Annotated in this window: 26 protein-coding genes, 2 tRNA genes and 1 riboswitch; of the genes, 12 read left to right on the top strand and 16 right to left on the bottom strand. The window is 72.0% G+C overall.

Annotation, left to right across the window (positions count from 1 at the left end; genetic code table 11):
• Positions 1-3: 3 nt before the first annotated feature.
• A complete protein-coding gene (locus AAME72_RS16110; RefSeq protein WP_348787552.1) occupies positions 4-858 on the bottom strand; it encodes a LysR substrate-binding domain-containing protein in 855 nt (284 codons plus the stop codon).
• Between the two features lie 169 nt (positions 859-1,027).
• Between AAME72_RS16110 and AAME72_RS16105 the strand changes: the two genes are divergently transcribed.
• Complete coding sequence (locus AAME72_RS16105) at positions 1,028-2,332, top strand: MFS transporter (protein ID WP_348790160.1); 1,305 nt, start codon at positions 1,028-1,030, stop codon at positions 2,330-2,332.
• Between the two features lie 53 nt (positions 2,333-2,385).
• Positions 2,386-2,458 (top strand) — tRNA-Arg (locus AAME72_RS16100).
• A gap of 99 nt (positions 2,459-2,557) precedes the next feature.
• Here the strand turns inward: AAME72_RS16100 and AAME72_RS16095 are convergent.
• Complete coding sequence (locus AAME72_RS16095; protein ID WP_348787551.1) at positions 2,558-2,860, bottom strand: thioredoxin family protein; 303 nt, start codon at positions 2,858-2,860, stop codon at positions 2,558-2,560.
• Between the two features lie 98 nt (positions 2,861-2,958).
• Between AAME72_RS16095 and AAME72_RS16090 the strand changes: the two genes are divergently transcribed.
• The 3 genes from AAME72_RS16090 to AAME72_RS16080 all read left to right on the top strand — a co-directional run bounded on the left by AAME72_RS16090 (position 2,959) and on the right by AAME72_RS16080 (position 4,525).
• Entirely contained in the window at positions 2,959-3,768 is an 810-nt protein-coding gene (locus AAME72_RS16090) for an SGNH/GDSL hydrolase family protein (RefSeq protein WP_348787550.1), read from the top strand.
• Positions 3,769-3,777: 9 nt separating this feature from the next.
• Complete coding sequence (gene orn / locus AAME72_RS16085; protein ID WP_348787549.1) at positions 3,778-4,401, top strand: oligoribonuclease; 624 nt, start codon at positions 3,778-3,780, stop codon at positions 4,399-4,401.
• 48 nt (positions 4,402-4,449) lie between these two features.
• A tRNA-His gene (locus AAME72_RS16080) sits at positions 4,450-4,525 on the top strand.
• A gap of 61 nt (positions 4,526-4,586) precedes the next feature.
• Here the strand turns inward: AAME72_RS16080 and AAME72_RS16075 are convergent.
• On the bottom strand, positions 4,587-5,120 hold the full coding sequence (locus AAME72_RS16075) for a winged helix-turn-helix domain-containing protein (protein ID WP_348787548.1): 534 nt from the start codon (positions 5,118-5,120) through the stop codon (positions 4,587-4,589).
• A 73-nt stretch (positions 5,121-5,193) separates the two neighbouring features.
• On the opposite strand from AAME72_RS16075, the gene AAME72_RS16070 reads away from it, so the two are divergent.
• From AAME72_RS16070 to AAME72_RS16055, 4 genes are all read left to right on the top strand, one after another.
• Positions 5,194-6,468: an MFS transporter gene (locus AAME72_RS16070; protein ID WP_348787547.1), complete on the top strand. Its 1,275-nt coding sequence runs from the start codon at positions 5,194-5,196 to the stop codon at positions 6,466-6,468.
• Positions 6,469-6,802: 334 nt separating this feature from the next.
• The gene (locus tag AAME72_RS16065) at positions 6,803-7,591 is read left to right on the top strand and encodes a hypothetical protein (RefSeq protein WP_348787546.1); all 789 of its coding nucleotides are present in this window, start codon (positions 6,803-6,805) and stop codon (positions 7,589-7,591) included.
• 46 nt (positions 7,592-7,637) lie between these two features.
• On the top strand, positions 7,638-8,687 hold the full coding sequence (locus AAME72_RS16060) for a hypothetical protein (RefSeq protein WP_348787545.1): 1,050 nt from the start codon (positions 7,638-7,640) through the stop codon (positions 8,685-8,687).
• A 74-nt stretch (positions 8,688-8,761) separates the two neighbouring features.
• On the top strand, positions 8,762-9,043 hold the full coding sequence (locus AAME72_RS16055; protein ID WP_348790159.1) for a metallopeptidase family protein: 282 nt from the start codon (positions 8,762-8,764) through the stop codon (positions 9,041-9,043).
• 10 nt (positions 9,044-9,053) lie between these two features.
• On the opposite strand, the gene AAME72_RS16050 is transcribed toward AAME72_RS16055, so the two are convergent.
• From AAME72_RS16050 to AAME72_RS16025, 6 genes are all read right to left on the bottom strand, one after another.
• Positions 9,054-9,320 carry a hypothetical protein gene (locus tag AAME72_RS16050; protein ID WP_348787544.1) on the bottom strand — a complete coding sequence of 89 codons (267 nt, stop codon included), beginning with the start codon at positions 9,318-9,320 and terminating at the stop codon, positions 9,054-9,056.
• Entirely contained in the window at positions 9,317-9,946 is a 630-nt protein-coding gene (locus AAME72_RS16045) for an ATP-binding protein (RefSeq protein WP_348787543.1), read from the bottom strand. The genes AAME72_RS16050 and AAME72_RS16045 overlap by 4 nt, the downstream gene beginning before the upstream one ends.
• Positions 9,930-10,712, bottom strand: coding sequence for an energy-coupling factor transporter transmembrane component T (locus AAME72_RS16040; protein WP_348787542.1), 783 nt, complete (start codon positions 10,710-10,712; stop codon positions 9,930-9,932). Before AAME72_RS16040 ends, AAME72_RS16045 begins: the two co-directional genes overlap by 17 nt.
• Positions 10,709-12,244 carry an ABC transporter ATP-binding protein gene (locus AAME72_RS16035; protein WP_348790158.1) on the bottom strand — a complete coding sequence of 512 codons (1,536 nt, stop codon included), beginning with the start codon at positions 12,242-12,244 and terminating at the stop codon, positions 10,709-10,711. Before AAME72_RS16035 ends, AAME72_RS16040 begins: the two co-directional genes overlap by 4 nt.
• Positions 12,244-12,864: an ECF transporter S component gene (locus AAME72_RS16030; protein WP_348787541.1), complete on the bottom strand. Its 621-nt coding sequence runs from the start codon at positions 12,862-12,864 to the stop codon at positions 12,244-12,246. Before AAME72_RS16030 ends, AAME72_RS16035 begins: the two co-directional genes overlap by 1 nt.
• Before the next feature lie 32 nt (positions 12,865-12,896).
• Positions 12,897-12,998, bottom strand: a riboswitch (TPP riboswitch).
• A 12-nt stretch (positions 12,999-13,010) separates the two neighbouring features.
• On the bottom strand, positions 13,011-13,340 hold the full coding sequence (locus tag AAME72_RS16025; RefSeq protein ID WP_348787540.1) for a spore germination protein GerW family protein: 330 nt from the start codon (positions 13,338-13,340) through the stop codon (positions 13,011-13,013).
• Between the two features lie 104 nt (positions 13,341-13,444).
• Here AAME72_RS16025 and AAME72_RS16020 point away from each other — a divergent pair, with 104 nt between their 5' ends.
• Positions 13,445-14,362: an endonuclease/exonuclease/phosphatase family protein gene (locus AAME72_RS16020; protein WP_348787539.1), complete on the top strand. Its 918-nt coding sequence runs from the start codon at positions 13,445-13,447 to the stop codon at positions 14,360-14,362.
• 96 nt (positions 14,363-14,458) lie between these two features.
• On the opposite strand, the gene AAME72_RS16015 is transcribed toward AAME72_RS16020, so the two are convergent.
• A complete protein-coding gene (locus tag AAME72_RS16015) occupies positions 14,459-15,733 on the bottom strand; it encodes a DNA polymerase IV (RefSeq protein ID WP_348787538.1) in 1,275 nt (424 codons plus the stop codon).
• Between the two features lie 56 nt (positions 15,734-15,789).
• Here AAME72_RS16015 and AAME72_RS16010 point away from each other — a divergent pair, with 56 nt between their 5' ends.
• Positions 15,790-16,794: an aldo/keto reductase family protein gene (locus AAME72_RS16010; protein ID WP_348787537.1), complete on the top strand. Its 1,005-nt coding sequence runs from the start codon at positions 15,790-15,792 to the stop codon at positions 16,792-16,794.
• A 30-nt stretch (positions 16,795-16,824) separates the two neighbouring features.
• Here the strand turns inward: AAME72_RS16010 and AAME72_RS16005 are convergent, their stop codons facing one another.
• The 6 genes from AAME72_RS16005 to AAME72_RS15980 all read right to left on the bottom strand — a co-directional run bounded on the left by AAME72_RS16005 (position 16,825) and on the right by AAME72_RS15980 (position 20,024).
• Positions 16,825-17,445 carry a hypothetical protein gene (locus AAME72_RS16005; RefSeq protein ID WP_348787536.1) on the bottom strand — a complete coding sequence of 207 codons (621 nt, stop codon included), beginning with the start codon at positions 17,443-17,445 and terminating at the stop codon, positions 16,825-16,827.
• 50 nt (positions 17,446-17,495) lie between these two features.
• On the bottom strand, positions 17,496-18,026 hold the full coding sequence (locus AAME72_RS16000) for a DUF1697 domain-containing protein (protein ID WP_348790157.1): 531 nt from the start codon (positions 18,024-18,026) through the stop codon (positions 17,496-17,498).
• Positions 18,027-18,028: 2 nt separating this feature from the next.
• Positions 18,029-18,370, bottom strand: a complete 342-nt coding sequence (locus AAME72_RS15995) for a hypothetical protein (RefSeq protein WP_348787535.1) — start codon at positions 18,368-18,370, stop codon at positions 18,029-18,031.
• Positions 18,351-18,851, bottom strand: a complete 501-nt coding sequence (locus AAME72_RS15990) for a GNAT family N-acetyltransferase (RefSeq protein WP_348787534.1) — start codon at positions 18,849-18,851, stop codon at positions 18,351-18,353. The genes AAME72_RS15995 and AAME72_RS15990 overlap by 20 nt, the downstream gene beginning before the upstream one ends.
• 38 nt (positions 18,852-18,889) lie before the next feature.
• On the bottom strand, positions 18,890-19,654 hold the full coding sequence (gene yidC / locus AAME72_RS15985; protein WP_348787533.1) for a membrane protein insertase YidC: 765 nt from the start codon (positions 19,652-19,654) through the stop codon (positions 18,890-18,892).
• 70 nt (positions 19,655-19,724) lie between these two features.
• Entirely contained in the window at positions 19,725-20,024 is a 300-nt protein-coding gene (locus AAME72_RS15980) for a DUF6412 domain-containing protein (RefSeq protein WP_348787532.1), read from the bottom strand.
• 86 nt (positions 20,025-20,110) lie between these two features.
• Between AAME72_RS15980 and AAME72_RS15975 the strand changes: the two genes are divergently transcribed.
• Entirely contained in the window at positions 20,111-20,776 is a 666-nt protein-coding gene (locus AAME72_RS15975) for an SDR family oxidoreductase (protein ID WP_348787531.1), read from the top strand.
• Positions 20,777-20,784 lie beyond the last annotated feature (8 nt).

Here is a 20,784-nt window from a genome sequence, read left to right as displayed (position 1 = left end):
TCGTCAGGGGACGCGCGTCACCGCCCGCGCCAGGATCGCCGTGGTCAGCGCGTCGACCGGCTCGCGCGCCGCCGACGGGTTGGACAGCAGTGTGAAGTCGACATGCCCGAGGTCGGGAAGCGCGAAGCGGTTGGTGACCTTGATCAGGTCCGTCGGGATGAGAGAGCGCGGGAACACCGCGACGCCGATGCCCGCGCGCACAGCGGCGAGCACCCCGTTCACCTCCCGGGTGTTGCAGGTGATCCGCCACGTGCGGCCCGCCGCCTCCAGCGCGTCGATCGTGATCTGGCGGCTCAGGCTCGGCCCCTGATACGCGATCAGCGGCACCGGCTGGTCGGGCTCGAGCACCGTCTTCTCGTGGCCGATCCAGACCAGCTCGTCGGTGGCGACGACGGTCCCCTCGGTGGTGCCGGGGTTCTGCTTGATGAAGATCAGGTCGAGCTGCCCCGCCTTGAGCCGGCGGTGCAGGGGCGCGGACTGGTCGACCGTGAGCTCGAGGTTCACCTGCGGGTTCTGCTGGCGGAAGTGCCGGAGGATCCGCGGCAGTGTGGTGATGGCGAGGTCGTCCGCCGCACCGAAGCGCAGCCGCCCGCGCATCGCCGAGCCGCTGAAATAGCTGTCGGCCTCCGCGTGGGCGGCGAGGATCGTGCGCGCGAACCCGGCCATCGCATCCCCGTTGTCGGTCAGCCGCACCTCGCGGGTGTCGCGGGCGACGAGCTGTCGCTTGGCGGCCTGCTCGAGCCGGCGGATGTGCTGGCTCACGGTCGGCTGGCTGATGCCGAGACGTCCGGCGGCGCGCGTGAAGCTGCGGGTGTCGGCGACGGCCAGGAAGGTCTGCAGCAGGATGGGATCGAACACGGGCGCATCCATTCAGAAAGCCAATGGGACTTATAGCGTCAATTGGCTCACAGAATACCGCGGATGTCCGTAGCGTTGAAGGCAGAGCACAAGCGAACGCATACGAAACCAGGAACCCAGGAACCGAAACGTGGCCTCCCCCGCAGCAGCAGCCCCGCCCACCGGCCCCATGCCCGTCCTCAGCGCCCGGCCGCCGTGGCGTGAGACCTTCGTCTCGCTGCGCGTGCCGAATTACCGCCGCTTCGCCGCCAGCAACCTCGTCGCCAACACGGCGGTGTGGATGCAGCGGATCGCGATGGACTGGCTGGTGCTGCAGCTCTCCGGGAGCGTGGCGGCGGTCGGCGTCACCGTGTTCATGCAGTTCACCCCGATGCTCCTGTTCGGGCTCTGGGGCGGCGTCATCGCCGACCGCTACTCGAAGCAGAAGCTGCTGATCGCCACCCAGAGCGCGGCGGCCGTCCTCGCGGCCGTCCTCGCGGTGCTCACGCTCACGGACGCGGTGCAGGTGTGGCACGTCTACCTGATCTCGTTCGTGCTCGGCCTCGTAACCGTCGTCGACAACCCGGCCAGGCAGGTCTTCGTCAACGAGCTCGTCGGCCCGCGGTACCTGCGGAACGCGATCAGCCTCAACTCCTCCATCTTCCAGCTCGGCGGCCTCATCGGGCCGGCGCTCGGCGGCATCCTGATCACGGCGGTGGGCGGCGGCTGGTCGTTCGCCATCAACTCGGTGGCCTGCCTCGCCGTGGTCGGGGCACTGCTCTCGCTGCGCCGCCACGAGCTGCACCACTCCCCCGCGGCGCCGCGGCGCAAGGGACAGCTGACCGAGGGGATGCGCTACGTGCGGCGCAAGCCGGTCATCTTCTGGACGGTCGTGATGGTCGCGGTGCTCGCGGTGTTCGCCTTCAACATGCCGGTCTTCCTCGCCGCCTACGCCAACGATGTGTACCGGGTGGGCGCGCAGGGCTACGGGATGTTCAACGCGCTGGTCGCGGCGGGAGCGCTCGCCGGTGCCCTCGCATCCACCCGGCGCACGTCCGTGCGGCTGTCGATGGTGGTCGGCACGGCGGCGGCCCTCGGCGTCGTCCAGGCGCTCGCCGGCCTCGCCCCTGGCGAGATCGCGTTCAGCGTGCTGCTGGTGGGCATCGGCATCGGCAACCTGCTCTTCATCACCGCCGCGAATTCGCTGGTGCAGATGTCGTCGAACGTGCAGATCCGGGGACGGGTGATCTCGCTCTACATCCTGGTGCTGCTCGGAGGCCAGGCCCTCGGCGGCCCGCTGATGGGCTGGGTGGTCGAGCTGGCCGGACCGCACGTGGCGATGGCGATCTCCGGGATCGTGCCCGCCGTCGCCGCGGTCGTGGTCGCCGTCCTGATCGCCCGGCACGCCAGCCTGCGGCTCCGGTTCGGGCTGCGCGGCCGGCGCCCGGTGATCGCGATCGTGAACCGCGCGGGCAAGTCCGGCGCCACCCTGTGACCGGCCCCCGGCGGCCCGGGCGCCCGGCGCGCCTACGGTATCGTTGAGGGAGCGCCCCCGTAGCTCAGCGGATAGAGCAGGAGCCTTCTAATCTCTTGGTCGCAGGTTCGATTCCTGCCGGGGGCACCTCCACGCCCGGGCCGCGACTGACACCTCCCGGTACGAATGCCCGTGCTCGAGCACGGGCAGACGTACCGAACGGGCACCGTCACCGCGGCCGGGCGCTCAGACGGCCTTCGCGAGCGCGACCAGGACCTGGTTGAGGGTCGGCACGCCGACCGCTCGGAAGACTTCGTCACCGTCGGCGCCCGCCACGATCACGGTCGGCGTCGAGTGGATGCCGTCGGCCTCCGCCCGCTCCTGCTCGCGCGCGACATCGCGCTCCGTCACCGTGAGCCCGGGGACGAGACGGGACGCCTCGGCGAGTACGGCGCGCGTCTGCATGCACGGCTCGCAGAACGCCGAGGTGTACAGGGTCAGGCCGACCGCTCCGGTGACGGGGCGGCCAACGGCGGGTGTCGCATCCACGCTGCCCAGTGTACGTCCGGCGAATTCCCGACGACCATCGCGGAACGACCGGCCGCGACGCCGACACGCCACTGCGGCGACGGCACAGAATCGCATCTGTGAGCCGAACCAGCTACTCCCGGTATGTCGCCCTCGGGGATTCGCTCACCGAGGGGCTGTGCGATCCGACGCCCGGGCGCGCGGGCGACTGGCTGGGCTGGGCCGACCGCCTGGCCGGCATCCTCGACGGCGACGCCCGGCTCGCCGGCCACGGCCTCGAGTTCGCGAACCTCGCCGTCCGCGGGCGCCGGATCTCGGACGTGGTCGGCGAACAGATCCCGCACGCGCTCACCCTCCGGCCCGACCTGGTGTCCGTGCTCATCGGCGGCAACGACCTGATGAGCCCGTCCGCCGATCCCGATGTCCTCGCCGACCGGCTCGCCTCCGGCGTCGCCCGGCTGCGGGCCGGAGGCGCTACGGTGCTCCTGGCCAACCTGTTCGATCCCCAGTTCGCCTTCTTCCTCAAGCCGTTCCGCGGCCGCGCCGCCGTCTTCAACGCCAACGTGTGGAGCATCGCGCGCGACCACGGAGCGGTCGTGCTCGATGTGTGGGGCGTCCGGGAGTTCCAGGATCCCGGGATGTGGGCCGCCGACCGCGTGCACCTCAGCTCCCGCGGCCACCGGCTGCTCGCGAGCCATGCCGCGCACACCCTCGGCGTCCCGTACGCGGAGATCACCACGTCGGCGGCGGCCGAGCCCGCCCCCGACGCGCCGGACGACCTGCCGTTCCGCACCTGGCTGCGCGTCCACGCCCTGCCCTGGGCGGCCCGGCGGCTCCGGCACATCTCCGCGGGCGACGGACTCGGCCCCAAGCTCCCCGAGCCCGCGCCCGTGAGCGTCCGGCCGCGGATCGTCGGAGGGCCGCACTAGACTCGATCCATGGCTACCTCCTCGGATCGTCTGGTCTGGATCGACTGCGAGATGACCGGACTCGACCTCGAGGTCGACGAGCTGGTCGAGATCGCCGTCGTGATCACGGACTTCGACCTGAACGTGCTCGACCCCGGACTCAGCATCGTCATCAAGCCGGACGCGTCGGCGTTCGAGAACATGAGCGACTTCGTCCGCGAGATGCACACCACCTCGGGACTGATCGAGGAGATCCCGAACGGCAAGAGTCTCGCCGAGGCCGAGTACGAGGTGCTCGAGTACGTGCTGAAGTTCGCGCCGGGCACCCGCACGGCACCGCTGGCCGGCAACACCATCGGCACCGACAGGATGTTCCTCGCCAAGTACATGCCGCGTCTCGACAACCACCTGCACTACCGCAACGTCGACGTGTCCTCCATCAAGGAGCTCGCCCGCCGCTGGTACCCGCGCATCTACTTCAACGCCCCCGCGAAGAACGGCGGGCACCGCGCCCTCGCGGACATCCTGGAGTCCATCCGCGAACTGGACTACTACCGCAAGGCCGCGTTCGTCGCCGAGCCCGGACCCACCACCGAGGAGACTCAGGCCGCCGCCACCGACGTGGTGGAAAAATGGGCCGCTCGGATGTACTAGAATCGATGAGTTGCTTGCGCACGGATCGGACGATCGGCGCAGGACATGGTGGGTATAGCTCAGCTGGTAGAGCGCCTGGTTGTGGTCCAGGAGGTCGCGGGTTCAAGCCCCGTTACTCACCCCAATGACGAAGGGCCCGGAGCGTTCGCTCCGGGCCCTTCGTACATCCACCCGACGCCGCGGACTCACTCCGCGGCGCGGTGGAGCAGGAACATGCCGCCGTGGGCGGGCAGGTGCGAGCGCTGATCGTCGGTCTCCACGTACTCGTCGATGACGGCGACGATGCGCCGGTCGAGCTCTGCCACATCCTCCGGCGACAGGTGCAGCGAGAACCGGGCGTACGTCGCGATCGATCCGGAGCCCGCCTCGGCGAGCTCCTGCTGGAACGCCTCCACCGGCGCGAAGCCCTCTCCGAGGTCGAGCTGATCCAGCTGCATCGAGAGCCACCAGCTGCGGCCGGTCGAGCGGTAGGGCTTCTCGAGCGCGCCGCTCTCCCCCGTGCGCACCGGCGCCGGCTCCAGGAATCCCGCGTCGACGAGCTGCCGCACGTGGTAGTAGACCGTGCCAGGGTCGACGCCGAGCCGGTCGGCGAGCTGCTTGTTCGTCAGCTCGTGGTCGCCGCACAGCCGGATGATACGCACCCGCAGCGGGTGCGACATCGCCTTGATCTCCTTCACGGTGGCGGGGCGGCGCTTGGCATCGGGGTCGATCTCGGCCATGACCCGATGATAGCCGCTGATTTGCTTCCTCCGATCGATTGAGATTTCCCAATCGACGTGCGATCCTGGACGGGTGACCTCCTCGATCCGGCTCGGCGCCCCGTATTGGAAGCTCTGGACGTCCGCCTCGTTCTCCAATCTCGCCGACGGCGTGATGAAGGTCGCGCTGCCGCTCGTCGCGGTCCGCTACACCGACTCACCCGCGCTGATCGCGGGGCTCTCGTTCGCCTTCACGCTGCCGTGGCTGCTCTTCGCCCTGACCGCGGGAGCGCTCGCCGACCGCTACGACCGCCGTCGGCTCATGCTGATCGCGAACATCGCCCGCGCCGCCTTCCTCGCGGCGCTGACGATCGTCACCATCGCCGGAGCCGAGTCCATCTGGCTGCTCTACGTCGCTGCGCTCTGCGTCGGCACCGCGGAGACGATCTACGACACGTCCTCGCAGTCGATCCTGCCCCAGCTGGTCGACCGGTCCGCTCTGCCGCGCGCGAACGGGCGCCTGTACGCGGCGGAGTTCGCCACCAACCAGTTCATCGGGCCACCGCTCGGCGGCTTCCTCGTCGCGGCCGGCATCGGCCTGGCGTTCGGCTCGCCGGTGCTGCTGTGGGTCGCCGCGGTCGGGGTCCTGCTGCTGGTGCGCGGCCGCTTCGACACGGGACACACCGGGCAGACCACCATGCGGGCGGACATCGCGGAGGGCCTGCGCTTCCTGTGGGGCAACACGCTGCTGCGGGTCCTCGCGATCATGGTCGGCGGGATGAACTTCGCCAGCAACGCGGCGATGACCGTGTTCGTGCTCTACGCCGTCGGGGCGGGCTCGCAGATGAAGCTGACCGACCCCGGGTACGGCATCCTGATCACGACCTTCGCGATCGGCAGCATCCTCGGCACGTTCCTCGCTGAGACCGTCGAGCGCCTCCTCGGCCGTGCCGGCGCTCTGATACTCACGGTGTTCGGATCGCTCGCGACGATCATCACCCCCGCCCTCACGACGAGCCCATGGATCATCGGCGCCGCGTTCTTCGTCGGCGGTGTGCTCATCTCGGTGTGGAACATCATCACGGTCTCGCTGCGGCAGCGCGTCACGCCGCACCGGCTGCTCGGGCGTCTCAACTCGGCGTACCGACTGCTCGCCTGGGGCACGATGCCGCTCGGGGCGGCGGCGGGCGGCCTGATCGCCCAGCTCTTCGGGATCCCGGCGGTCTTCTTCTCGATGAGCGCGCTGGTCCTGTGCCTGCTCACAGGCATGATCTGGGTGACGAATCGGCGGATGGATGCCGCGGAACGCGAGGCGGAGGCCGCCGAGGCTGCCGACACCGCCGCGGAGGCGCCGGCGTCCGAACGGTGACGCGTACACGACTTTGCCAGCGTTCACGCCTGTTCCGTCCAGAGTAGGCGCCTAACGTGGCTTGCCGACGGCACCTGTTGCTGTCCGTGCTGCGCCGCATGCGCCCTCCCCCAACCCCCTGAACACGCCCGGAGGACGTCGGCCCGAAACCCTTGGTGCGGCACACCCGCGCCGCACGCCGCGCCCTCGGGACCCCCTGGTCCATGGACGCTTCCGCGCGTGCCGGCGCGGTCTTGCCAGCCCGTCCGGCGCGGACCCCGTTGGGATCGCGCCTGCCGTGCCGGCGTCCGGCAGGGCGCAGCACGGCGGCGGGGCAACCCGACCCAGGAAGACTATGCCGAGCATTCTCCGCACCATCCGCAACACCAACCTCCCCTTCGGCCGCATCGTCACGGGCGCTGCGGCCATCATCCTCTCCGCGAGCGTCGTCGCCCCCGCGATGGCGCAGCAGCAGGCCAGCGAGCACGCCACCCGCGAGCTCGCACAGTCGACCGGCCTGCACCACGAGCAGCTGGGCGTCTACGACTCGATCTGGCGCGATCGCCTCGAGGGCGAGGCGCAGAAGGCGCTCACCTCCGCCCAGGCCACGGTGAAGGCCAACCAGACGAAGGCCGACGCCAGCGCGGCGAAGACCGCGATCGCGGGTCTGGGCACCTTCAAGAAGCTGGACGACAGCGAGATCCGCGCGGGCATCGACAAGACCGAGGCTGCGGCAACGGCACTTGCGGCCGCCGGAGCAGAGGCCGACCGCAAGGCGGCGGAAGCCGCCGCGGCAGCGGCCGCCGCAGCCGCCGCCGCGCAGGCGCAGGCGAACACCCCGGACGGCGCCAAGGCGACCGCCCGCACCCTCGCGGCCAGCACCTACGGGTGGGGCGACGACCAGTTCCAGTGCCTGAGCAACCTCTGGCAGAAGGAGTCCGGCTGGAACTACGAAGCCTCCAACGGCGGCAGTGGCGCCACGGGCATCCCGCAGTCGCTGCCGGGCAGCAAGATGGCCACCTTCGGCGCCGACTGGGCGACCAACGCCACCACCCAGATCAAGTGGGGCCTCGACTACATCAGCCGCTCGTACGGGACTCCGTGCTCGGCGTGGGGCCACTCCCAGGCGATGAACTGGTACTGATCTCCGCCACCGGGATCAGCGGGGCCGGGCCGGTAGACTCACGCGAGTGAGCACCAGCCCGGCCCCTGCCCTTCCCCGCGGCGCCCACCTCGTCGGCAGCGTCAACCTGCCCGACGCGGACAGCGTCTTCCGCACCGTCAGCGAGCACCTCGGCGGCCGCCTCCGGCGCATCCCGGACGGCGAGGTCGGTGAGCGGTTCTACTGGATCCAGTTCCAGACCAAGCGCTTCGACACGATGGCGGGTCTCTCCCGCATCCCCGTCGAGCCCTTCTACCTGCGCGACGTGTTCGACGGCCGTCCGTTCCAGCTCGACCCCGGGGTGCAGGCGGACGACCTGCGCTTCCCCGATCTGGGCTACGCCGAGGCGGCGCTCGACTCGTACGCGCGATTCGCCCGGCTGCGCGAGGCCGGCGCCATCGCGGCCGGAACGCGCTTCCAGGTCTCGCTGCCCACGCCCGCCGCGATCGCCGGTGCCTTCGTCGTCCCGCAGGACCGCGCGGCCTTCGAGCCGGCGTACGAGAGTGCGCTCTTCGCCGAGCTCGACCGGATCGCTGCGGGGATCCCGCACCAGGATCTCGCCATCCAGTGGGACACCGCCGTCGAGTTCGCGCTCCTGGAGGGTCGCATCGAGCCCTGGTTCGACGATGTTCTCTCCGGCGTCATCGAGCGCGCCGTCCGCCAGGCGGCGGCCGTGCCAGACGACGTGGAGGTCGGCTACCACCTCTGCTACGGCGACGTCGAGGAGCAGCACTTCGTGCAGCCAACTGACGCAGGACACCTCGCTGCCGTCACCGCCGGTGTGCTCGCCGGCGCCGGTCGTCCGATCGCCTGGTTCCACCTCCCGGTGCCCATCGAGCGCGACGACGACGACTACTTCGCGCCGCTGAAGGACATCGAGATTCCGGAGTCGACCGAGCTGTACCTGGGTCTCGTTCACCACGAGGACGGTGTCGAGGGCGCTCAGCGCCGCGCCCGGGCGGCTTCGACCGCCCAGCCGCGGTTCGGTGTCGCCACCGAGTGCGGCTTCGGCCGCGGTCCGAGTGAGCGAACGGTCGCCCTCCTCGACCTGCACGCGGCCGTCGCCGAGGCGTGGTGACGGTGCCCGTCACGTTCGGCGAGGAGGCCTTCGAGGCGATCGTCACCGACGAGCTCGATCGGCTCCCCGACGAGATGGTCGATGGACTCGACAACGTCGTGTTCGTCGTCGAGGACCGGCCCGAAGACGGCTCGCTCGACCTGCTCGGACTGTACGACGGCGTCGCGCTGACGGAGCGCGACCGCTACGGCTTCGGCGAGATGCCGGACCGCATCATCCTCTATCGGGAGCCGCTGCTGGCGATCTGCGCGAACGAGGACGAACTCCGCGACGAGATCCACATCACGCTCGTCCACGAGATCGCGCACTACTACGGCATCGACGACGAGCGCCTGCACGAACTCGGCTGGGCGTGACCCGCGAGGCCTAGAGGGACTCGTCCTCCTGGTCGGCCTCCACCGGGTCGCTGTCCGGGGCATCGAAGTGGTAGGAGACGTAGCGCTCGCCGTTCACCGTGCGCTCCTCGCCCGCGACGTACCAGAACAGCGACTCCAGCCCCTCCACCGCGGCGACCGCGCCGATGCGCTCGTCGACCTTGCCGTCCACGAGGAGGCGACGGTCGGCGGTGCCGGCCAGCGGGCCGTCGGCGTACTCGACGATGTATTCGGTCTCGGAGGGGCGTGTCTCGCTCATACGACAACCGTAGTCCCGTCGTGGCGCTCTCGCGGTCCTTCGAGCGGCCAGGCGGTCACATCGACGCGCAGGGTGGCGTTGTCGCGGGGATGCTCGCGCGCGACGTAGCGCTCGAACTCGCCCTGCCACTGCTCCCAGTGCACGGCGAACGTCTCCCCATCGCGGGCGAGCGCCCGGCTCTTGCGGAGCGCATCGTCCGCATCCGCCCAGATCGCGAGCCGCGCGTGCGCGACGCCCACGCGCGAGAGCGTGCCGCATCCCTCGACGATCACCGGGGCGGGGCCGACGACCGGATGCCACTCGGCCGGCCGGTCGTCCGCCCAGTCCCAGCGCCGCCAGCGGCCCTCTCCGGTGCGCGCGAGCGGCTCCAGCAGCTCGGCGGCGACCGCCTCGCTCGCCGCGTCCAGACCGTCCCAGCCCGGATAGAGGTCGTCCATGCGCACCAGCGTCGGTGCCGCCGGGCCTGGCCACTCCGCCACAAGGAGATCGGCGAGCGTGCTCTTGCCCGCGCCGCTCGGTCCGTCGATCAGGATCACGGGAGTCTCGCCGTCCGGGACGGCGATCGCCGTCCGCACCGCGGCGAGCAGCGCCTCCCGCGCGGCCGCCGACTCAGGATCCCGGGACATTCCAGCTCCCCACCGCGATCGCAACCGCCGCCGCGGTACCGGCGACGACCGCGGCGACGCCGAGCGCGACCCAGTCCCTGCCGCGGAACTCGGACGGGCGCGCCCAGGTGCGCGCGGTGCCGGTCGCGCCGAATCCGCGCGCCTCCATCGCCGTCGCCAGCTTGCTGCCGCGGCGGATGGAGAGCACGAAGAGGGCGAACGACTGCCCGAGCAGCCGCCGAATGGCGCCGGACTCCGCGACGCCGCGCGCGCGGCGCGCCAGAGTCAGCGCGCGCCAGTCGTCGACGAACAGCCCCACCAGCCGTAGGCCGGCCAGCCCGCCGAGGACGAATCGCGCAGGCAGCCGCAGGATCTGCGCCAGCCCGTCCGCGAGGTCCGTCGGGTCGATGGTGATGAACAGCAGCACGGCCGGCAGCCCGATCGCCAGGATGCGCAGCATCGTCGCGAGTCCGAGCTGCAGCGAGCCCGCGCTCACCTCGACGACCCACCAGTGCACGAACACGGTGCCGCTGGTGCGGCCGTACAGAGCCGTCGTGAGGCCCGCGAGCGGCGCGGCGACGAGGATCGGCGCCAGCCGCGGCAGCAGCGTCCGCACCGGGATGGCCGCGAAGCAGAGCAGCACGAGCTCGAGCCCGAGGGCGACCGCCGCCGACACCGGGTCGATCGAGACGATGAGCACGGCGGTGACGATGAACGCCGCGCCGAGCTTGACGACCGGGTTCAGCGCGGCGAGCGGTCCCTGCCGGACCGGTTCGAGGACGCTCATGCCGCCACCTCCGCGGCTTCGAGGCGCAGCTCGGTCGCACCGACGGCCTCGACGAACTCGGCGTCGTGCGTCGCCGCGACGATCGCGTGGCCCTCCGCGCGCAGCTCGCCGATCATCCGCACGAGCCCGAGCCAGGTGGTGGCGTCCTGACCGAACGTCGGCTCGTCGAGCACGAGCAGGCGCGGGCGGGTCGCCAGCGCGGTCGCGACCGACAGCCTCCGCTTCTGGCCGCCCGAGAGCGTGAAGGGGTTCGCCGCGGCCAGGGCGGAGAGCCCGAGGCGTTCGAGGAGCTCGTCGACCCTGGTGGCCGTCTCCCGATCGGGGAGACGGAGGGCGCGCGGGCCGGCCGCCAGCTCGTCGCGCACCGTGGAGGCGACGAACTGGTGCTCCGGATTCTGGAAGACGCTGCCGATCCTGGTCAGCAGCTCGGTGGAGCGCCAGCGCGACGGCTCCGGGACGGCATCCCCGGCCAGCGCGGGCTCGGCGGCCACGTCGCCGGCCAGCGGGGCCAGCAGTCCACCGAGCGTCAGCGCCAGCGTCGACTTGCCGACGCCGTTGCGACCGGTCAGGGCGATCGCCTCGCCCTCGGCGAGAGCGGTGTCGACGCGCAACGGCAGCGCCAGGGCCCGCGCGCGCTCGGCGGCGCGCGCGACGGCACGGGCGGAACGCCGGCGCGAGATGCCGGGGCCGCGGCCCACCTGGAGCCCGCGCGCGGTCAGCAGCGGCGCGCCCGCGCCCACCGCGGTGGCGGCAGGAACGCGCGACTCCGGCAGCCACACGCCGGCGGCGCGCAGCCGGCCCGCGCTGTCGGCGAGCACGCGGTCGGGGGCTCCATCGGCGAGCACGCCGCCGTCCGCGTCCAGGACGATCACCCGGTCGACGAGGTCGCGCCAGACCGAGACGCGGTGCTCGACGACCACGAGGGTCGCGCCGGTGGACGCGACCGCGGCGCTCACCGCATCCCGCACCTCCAGCACGCCCTCTGGATCGAGGTTCGCCGTCGGCTCGTCGAGCAGCAGCAGCCCCGGGCGCATCGCGAGCAGGCCCGCGAGCGCGAGGCGCTGCTTCTGGCCGCCGGAGAGCCGGGAGGTGGGGCGGTCGGGCGGCAGGTCGAGGCCGACCGCGGCGAGCGACTCCGAGACGCGCCGCCAGATCTCCTGGCGTGGGATGCCGAGGTTCTCGCACGCGAAGGCGACGTCGTCACCGACGCGGGCGAGGATCACCTGGGCGTCCGGGTCCTGCAGCAGCAACCCGGCACGGCCGCGCGAGTCCGTGGGTCGGCCGCCGTCCAGGAGCAGTGCGCCCTCGGTCTCGCCGTCGTCGTCGCCGCCGAGCACGCCGGCGAGGCCGGCGAGCAGGGTCGACTTGCCTGCGCCCGACGCGCCGAGCAGCAGGACCCGCTCCCCCGGCTCGATGGCGAGCGTGAGCCCGCGGGCGGCCCAGGCCCGTCTGCCCGCGTAGCGCCAGCCCCAGTCGTCGACCCGAACGGCGACCGGGGCCGGCCGGCCCGGGAAGGATGCCGTAGAGATGATCAGACCCGCCCCGTGACCTCGCGGCCCGCGGCGAAGCGGCTGAGCGCCCCCGTCCTCGCCAGCGCCTTCACCAGGAGCCACGAGCCGAGGCCCGCGAAGACGACGCCGGAGACGGTCGTGGTGATCGTGTACGTGACCGCGAACGCGGGCGTCGATCCCGGGTAGGAGTAGAGCAGGTCGAGGATGGACTCGGCGAGCCCGGCGCCCGCGCCCGCGATGAGCGCCGGGATCAGTCCCCAGCTCGTGTAGAGGAACAGCGCGAAGACGATCTCGGCACCGAGGCCCTGGACGACGCCGGAGAGCAGAGTGGCGAAGCCCCACTGCGTCCCGATCAGCGCGGAGACCACCGCGGCGACGAGCTCGCCGTAGAGGGCGGCGCCGGGCTTCCGCACGATGAGGGCGGTCAGCACGCCGGCGAACAGCCACGGTCCGTTGAGCAGTCCCTGGAAGCCAGGGAGGACGGCGGTCACCGGACCGGAGATCGGGTTGTAGGCCTGCCCCCAGACCCAGAAGACGACGCCGGCGGCGACGGCGACGACGCTGGCGACGACGATGTCGACGACCCGCCAGCGGAGGACGCGCGCCGGGCGCGCGGAGATGGACGTTGCTGTTGCGTGCACTGTTCGTGCCCCTTCTCTCGAGAAATGAGGGCACGGGATGTGAGATGCCTCCCTGCGCTGGCATGACCCAGATCAGGTTCGACGGTCGAAACTTGGAGAAGCTTCCTCTCAGCCCGGCTCACCGGACTCCCGTGTTCGCCGCCAGTCTAGCGCTTGAGCGCGCGGATGATCCGCGACCACGCGTGACCGGCGACCCACACGAACGGGATGCCGACCGCGAGCAGCGTGATCAGGTTGGGCCGGAAGCGCACGCCGGTCTCGTCGCTGATGTACGCGCCGAACGGGATGGCGACACCGCCGCCGCCCGCTCCGCCCGGCGCCTCCTCGCCGTCGCCGGCCGAGCCGGCGCCGAAGCCGAACTGGGCGGCGGCCACCGGGACGATGGTGGTCCCGTCGACGACGATCGGCTCGCCGTAGACGGACTTGATGCCGGAGGAGCTGATGGTCTCGGCGAGCTTGAGCGAGATGTTCGTCATGGGTTCACCGTACCCGCCCGCTCCCAGGCTGGCCAGGGCAGTTCGCACCCGGTGCACAGCGTTCACGCCGGGTTCTCAGGAGGTCGGCCGGAATAATCGATCGGGTGTCCTCGTCCCGCTCCCGTCGTCGCCCCCGCGGCGTCCTGACCGGGATCGCAGCCCTCGCCGTCGGAGCGCTGCTGCTCTGGCACGGGCTCCTTCCCGACGCGGGCGGGGCGGCGTCGCTGGTGGAGACGTTCCTGCCGTGGGCGGGCGTCGCGCTGGTGCTCCTCGGACTCGCGGCGCTGGTACGGCTCTCGCTGTTCGCGGGGCTGGCGGTCGCGGCGGCGATGGCGGTGTGGTGGGCCTCGTTCGGCACCGCGCTCCTGCCCGCGATGGCGGCGGGGACGCCGCGGTTCACCGTCGTGAGCGAGAACATCCACGCGGACAACCCGCGGGCGGCCGCGGTCGCGAAGGACCTCGCGCAGCGCTCGCCCGACCTCATCGCCCTGCAGGAGCTCGATGCCGCCTCCCGCGACGCCGTCGAGGGAGTCCTCGACGGCGCGTATCCGCACCACCTGGTCGTCGGGACGGTCGGCCTGTGGAGCAGGTACGATCTCCACGACGGCCAGGGTCTCTCGCTCGGTCTCGGCTGGCAGCGCGCGCTGAGCGTGGATGTCGACACCCCGGGCGCGCCGACGCGGGTCTACGCGGTGCATCTCGCCTCCGTCCGGCCGGGCGAGTACGAGCAGCGCGACACCATGCTCGGAGAGCTGGCGAAGACCGTCGCCGCCGACGACGCGGCGCACGTCCTCGTGGTCGGCGACTTCAACGCGGCCGGAAGCGACCGCGCCCTCGCCCCTCTGCTCTCTCGGCTCGGCGAGGCGCCGGACGGCGCGCTCGGCCTCGGCTTCACCTGGCCGGCGGCGTTCCCCGTCGCCCGGCTCGACCACGCGCTGGTCCGCGGGCTCACGACGGCCGAGAGCGAGGTCCTCCCCGCCAACGGGAGCGATCACCGCGGCATCGCGGTCGGCCTGCGCTGACGACCAGGGCGGCGCGCATCCGGCGCCGAGCGGCCGCGACATGCCGCCATGGCACGGCCCAGGCGGCGTGTCGCGACCGGTCGAGGCCTCGGGACGCTAGTCGGTCAGCCAGCGGGGGTTGCGACCGTCGCGGGCGGCCTCGTCCGCGTCGCGGGCGCGGCGGACGAGCGAGGCCGGGCCGATCGCGCCGCGGCCGAACCGCGCACTCACCGCGTCCAGGGTCCGCTCGGTCTCGCGCCACTCCTCGTCCGGATCCCACAGCGCGAGGGCATCGCCGCCCGCGTCGAGCAGCTGCTCCGCGCGCACCCCGATCAGCCGGATCGGCGTCGCGCGCAGATCGATGCCGATCGACTCGAAGACGTCCCACGCCTCCTCGAACAGCCGGCGGCCGACGTTCGTCGGCTCGGCGAGCGTGCGCGAGCGGGTGATGGTGCGGAAGTCCGAGAAGCGCACCTTCAGGGCGACGGTGCGCCCGACCATCCCGTGCGTGCGCAGCCGCTCGCCGACCCGGCCCGCGAGGCGGAGCAGCTCGCGTCGCAGCTGGTCGGCGTCCTCGACGTCGACGCCGAAGGTGTTCTCGTGCCCGATGCTCTTCTCGCGCGTCTCCGTGATCACGCGGCGCGGGTCGCGGCCGTTCGCCAGCTCGTGCAGGCGACGCGCGCTCGCGTCGCCGACCGCGCGCTGCAGCACGGCGAGCGGCGCGTCGGCGAGGTCGGCGACCGTCCGCATCCCCATCCGCTCCAGCGACGCCTGGGTGCTCGCGCCGACGCCCCACAGCGCGCCGACCGGCAGCGGGCGCAGATAGGCGACGGTCTCCGCCGGAGGGATGACGAGCATCCCGTCGGGCTTGGCCCGGCCCGAGGCGAGCTTGGCCATGAACTTGGTGCCCGCGACGCCGACCGAGCAGGTCAGCCCGGTCTCCTCGAAGACGCGGGAGCGGATCAGCTCGGCGATGCGCTGCGGTGCCCCGAGCAGTCTTCTGGCGCCGGACACGTCGAGGAACGCCTCGTCGATGCTGAGCGGTTCCACGATCGGCGTGACCTCGTGGAAGATCTGCATGACCTTCGCCGAGTACTCGGTGTACTTCTCGTAGTGCGGCGGCAGGATGATCGCGGTCGGGCACAGCCGCAGCGCCTGCGACATCGGCATCGCGCTGCGCACGCCGAACCGGCGCGCCTCGTAGGTGGCGCTCGTCACGACGCCGCGGCCGCCGGCGTGCCCGACGATCGCCGGCTTGCCGCGGGCGTCCGGACGGTCGAGGAGTTCCACGGAGGCGAAGAACGCGTCCATGTCCACGTGCAGGATGGTGGCGTCCGCGTCGTCGACGGGCGCGGTCGTCACCCGTCTGTCGCTGCCGTCCGCCTTTCCCACCGTTCAAGGATGCCACCTCCGGCCGACAGCCGTGCGATGGCGGGTAGCGTGATGCCATGGAATTCAGATACCTCGGCAACAGCGGCCTCAAGATCTCCGAGATAATCTACGGCAACTGGCTCACCCACGGCTCCCAGGTGGAGAACGACACCGCGACGCAGAGCGTCCACGCGGCGCTCGACGCGGGCATCACAACGTTCGACACCGCGGACGCCTACGCGAACACCGTCGCGGAGCAGGTGCTCGGCGACGCCCTGAAGGGCCAGCGCCGCGCATCCCTCGAGATCTTCACGAAGGTCTACTGGCCGACCGGTCCGAAGGGGCCGAACGACACCGGCCTCTCCCGCAAGCACATCATGGAGTCGATCGACGGCTCGCTGCAGCGCCTCGGCACCGACTACGTCGACCTCTACCAGGCGCACCGCTACGACCACGAGACGCCCCTCGAGGAGACCATGCAGGCGTTCGCGGACATCGTCCGCGCCGGCAAGGCGCTCTACATCGGCGTGAGCGAGTGGACGGCGGACCAGCTGCGCGCGGGCCACGCGCTGTCGAAGGAGCTCGGCTTCCAGCTGATCTCGAACCAGCCGCAGTACTCGATGCTGTGGCGTGTGATCGAGAAGCAGGTCATCCCGGCCTCCGCCGAGCTCGGCATCTCGCAGATCGTCTGGTCGCCGGTCGCCCAGGGCGTTCTGACCGGCAAGTACCTGCCGGGCGCGCAGCCGCCGGAGGGCAGCCGCGCCGCCGACGAGAAGGGCGGAGCGAACGCGATCAAGGAGTTCCTGCGCGATGACGTGCTGGAGTCCGTCCAGCGTCTGAGGCCGATCGCCGACGAGCTCGGCATCACCATGGCGCAGCTGGCCGTGGCGTGGGCGCTGCAGAACCCGAACGTGGCCGGCGCGATCGTCGGCGCCTCCCGGCCGGAGCAGGTCGCCTCGAACGCGGCCGCTGCGGGCATCCGGCTCTCCGGCGATGTGCTCGCGCGCATCGACGAGGCCGTCGGGGACGTCGCGGAGACCGACCCGGCGAAGACGGTCTCCCCGCCCAAGCGCGTGGCCTGAACCGGCCGCCGGCCGTAACCGCCGTCCCGCTCAGACGAGCGCGGCGACCAGAGGCCGGAACCAGGCGCGGAAGGCGGTCGAGTCATCCCGCATGGTCGTGCTGACCGCGACGGTGTGCGGGCCGACGATCCACGCACCCGCCTCCGCGAGCGGGAGCACGTCGATGTCGAGCCGGAAGTATCCGGCCTGGCGTCGCAGTTCGTGCTCCCGCTCGCGGACGACGTCCACGATGTCGGCGGCCCTGACGGCGTGATGCTCCAGGCTGGCGCGGGCGTACTCGGCGTGCCGGTCGCGCGCCCAGCGAGCCGCGACCTCGTAGTTCGCGATCACGACGTCCTGCAACTCGATCGCGCGATCCAGCGCGGAGAAGTGCGGCGGCTGCAGGAGAGGCGTGAGCGCGCGGTGCTCGCGGTCCGCCGCCGCCTCGAACAGCGCGAGCCACTGCCTCTCGAGCAGATCGCGGCGCGGGCGGGTCGCTGTCATCGTCGATCGCGCGCCGTGCAGGACGGGAACAACGGCGGGCGAGAGCCGCGGAAGCACCGGCTCGCCGATGGCGCCGAGCCCGGCGAGGTCGCGCAGGGCGAGCGCCATCAACAGGTCCCAGGGGCAGTCCTCTGTCACCTGCCATCGAAGGGTGCCTTCGACGAACATGCCGTCATTGTAGGTTTCCCCGCCGCCCAGGAGAAGGGCGTCGGGACGCGCTATCCCCTGCGGTCCAGCTCGGCCAGGATGCGCTGCACGGTCCGCTGGTTCCGAGCCGTGGCGACGGGCCCGAGCGAGCGCCAGAACGACGCGGGCACACGCGACTTCGACACCCCGAGCGGGCACCACTGGTAGACGGCCCGCGTGCCCAGGCGCAGCTCCTCCGGAGCGAGCCCGTCGGGCTCGGGCACGTCGATCCCCCTCGGCACCTCGTGGTCGAGGAAGGTGACGACCAGGCGCGCGTCGTCGTCGCCGCTCAGCGGGTTGGCGGCGGCGATCCTGCGGAATTCCGGTCCGGTCAGCAGCACGACGCCGGCATCGACGCCCGAGCGCCTGCGCAGCTCCGCGGAGACCGTGGCTGCGTCGGCCTCGGTGGGCGCAACGTCCGCGGCGAAGACGACGTTGCCGCTCTGCAGCAGCGTCACCACGTCACGGAAGCCGGCCTGCTCGAACGAGGCCGCGAGGTCCGCCTTCGCCACCCGCGTGCTCCCGCCGACGTTGATGCCACGGATCAGCCCGACGCCCAGCATCGTCACTCCCACTCCCCCGCAGCCAGGTCCCCCGCCGGCTCGTCCGCCACCGGCTCCGCGGCCACGAGCAGCGCCGCCGGGATGGCCGCGCGCTCGAACGGACCGCGCCCGTCACGCGTGCGCTGGGGCTCGGAGAACGCCACGATCCACCGGGTCAGACCGTCCGGCGGCAAGCCGACGGAGCGCAGGCCGCGGTCGCCCGGCGCGACGATGACACCGGTCGGCTCCCCCGGCCAGTCCTCGCCCGTCGCCGGCGTCCGCTCGGTCACGTAGACCTGGACCCCGACGCCGAGCGCCGTGCCGGACGGGTCGTGGACGGGCCGCTCAGCTCTGCGCCGGAACATGCGCGAGGCATCCCATCACGATGGCGTCGACCCATTCGCCCTCCCAGAGCAGCGCATCCCGCCGCCTGCCCTCGGTGACGAAGCCCGCCTTCTCGTAGGCGCGCTGGGCGCGCGGGTTGAACGCGAACACCTCCAGCTCGACGCGGTGCAGGCCAGCCGTCCCGAATGCGTGGTCCAGCACGGCCCGGGTCGCCTCGGTGCCGTAGCCCCGCCCGAACCAGCGCGGCGCGCCCAGGGCGATGCGGAAGCCCGCCGACCGGTTGTCCTCGTCCAGGTCGTTCAGCACCGCCTCGCCGATGTGCTCGCCGTCCTCCGCGCGCAGGATCGCCCAGTCGGCGCGGTCGTCGCGCGAAGCCAGCGAGGAGAGCCAGTCACGCACCCCGTCCTCGGTGAACGCGGCGTGGGTTCCGGTGAGGCGCATCACCTCGGGCTCCTGCAGTGCCGCCCAGGTCCGCGCGATGTGCTCGGGGCCGAGCGGCACCAGCCGGAGGCGCTCGGTGGCGAGTTCCGGGACGGGTGTCAGTGCGATGTCGATGGCTGGGTCCCTCTCCGGTCCGGGTCGAGGACGCGGCGGAGCACGAAGCGCTCCACCACCGTCCACGCTGTCGTGGTCAGAATGTACACGGCCGCGGCCAGCGGCACGAACGCGGCGAACACCACCGTGACGTACGGCAGGAAGGACAGCGCGCGCACCACTCCCGTCGGCGCGGGCGTCCCCTCGGGCCGCGGCAGGGCGAGGACGCGCCGCGACACCGTTGTGACCACCGCGATCAGCGCGAGCACACCGATGTAGACGGTGATGGCGGGCCAGACCGAGGAGCCGAGCCCGGTGAGGGCGACGAAGCTGGTGCCGAGCGGCGCGCCGAGGACCGACTCGCCGAGGAGGGCGTTCGGGTGCCCGGCGATGTTCGCGTGCGTGAACACCGCGTAGACGAGCGTGACGACCGGGATCTGCGCGAGGAGCGGCAGCATCCCGGCGAATGGCGACGTGCGCTCGTCCTGGTAGAGCTCCATCGTCTTGCGGGCCAGCAGCTCGCGGTCGTGGCCGTGCCTGCGCTGCAGCTCCGCGATCTTCGGCGCCAGCCTGCGGCGCGTGTACTCGGCGCGCACCTGGCTGACGCCGACCGGGAGGAGGAGCGTGCGCACCAGCACGGTGAGCACGGCGACGGCGACGAGGCCGGAGGCGGCCCCTGCGAACGGTTCGACGCCCTCGGAGAGGGCGGTGACGACGCGGTAGGCGAAGTCGATGAGGGCCGCGACGGGCGGCCAGGAGAAGAAGTCCATGGGTGTCCCTGCTGTCTGTGAGGAGTCGGCTGACGTCGACCGGCCGCGCCGGCGCGTCGCACGACGCCCGTCACACGGCCGGCAGCAGGATGCCCGGTGCCCTCGGGCGGGGGTGGCCGTCCGCGTCCGGATCGGCTTCGCTCTCCACAAGCCAGCCCGCGGGCGGCTCGGCGGGCGTCGACCAGGACGCGCGCACGCGCAGCGAGGCCGCCAGCGCGGCGACCGAGCGGACCGCGGCCGTCGCGATCGCCGCGACGATGCCGATGGCACCGACGAGACCGGCGAGGGCGACGAGCCCGGAGGGCGAGAGCGTCGACGGCGTGACAGCGGACGCGAAGACGCGCCCGATGAGCTCCAGTACCGCCGACATGGCTCCGACGCTAGTGCATCCCGCCGTCGACGCGCGAGAAGGTTCGCCGTGAGCGGACCGGCGCCGGAGAGGAGCAAGATGGGAGCATGTCACGAATCGCGATCGTCGGAGCCCACGGAAAAGTCGCCCAGCAGCTCATGCGGGTGCTGTACGACCGAGGGGACGACTTCGTCGGCCTGGTCCGGGCCGACGAACACGCGGAAGACGTGTACCGGCTGGGCGGCCAGGGCGTGCTCCTGGACATCGAGCGCGCCGACACGGACGCCATCGCCGCCGCGTTCGAGGGCTGCGACGCAGTCGTGTTCACCGCCGGAGCCGGCGCCGGGTCCGGCATCGAGCGCAAGCGCACCGTCGACTACGAGGGCTCGGTGAAGTCGGCCGAGGCCGCGGCGAAGGCGGGCATCCGCCGGTTCGTCCAGGTCTCGGCGTGGGGCGTCGACGCCCCCCTCCCGGAGGACACGGAGCCGGTCTGGCGCGCCTACGTCGAGGCCAAGCGGGATGCGGACGCCCGGCTGCGCGAGTCCGGCCTCGACTGGACCATCCTGCGACCGGGCGGGCTCACCTTCGACGAGGGCACCGGGCGCGTGCAGCTCGGCGAGAGCGTCCCGCGTGGCTCGATCGCGCGCGAGGACGTCGCGCTCCTGATCGCCGTCTGCCTGGACGAGCCGGCGAGCATCGGCAGGACCTGGGAGGCCGTCTCCGGTGACACCCCGATCGAGGAGGCGGTGCGGTCGCTGACCGCTGCGCCGTAGGCTTCCCG

This window comes from Leifsonia sp. NPDC080035, from assembly GCF_040050925.1.
GTDB lineage: Bacteria > Actinomycetota > Actinomycetes > Actinomycetales > Microbacteriaceae > Leifsonia.
This window is presented reverse-complemented; position numbering and strand designations above follow the sequence as displayed.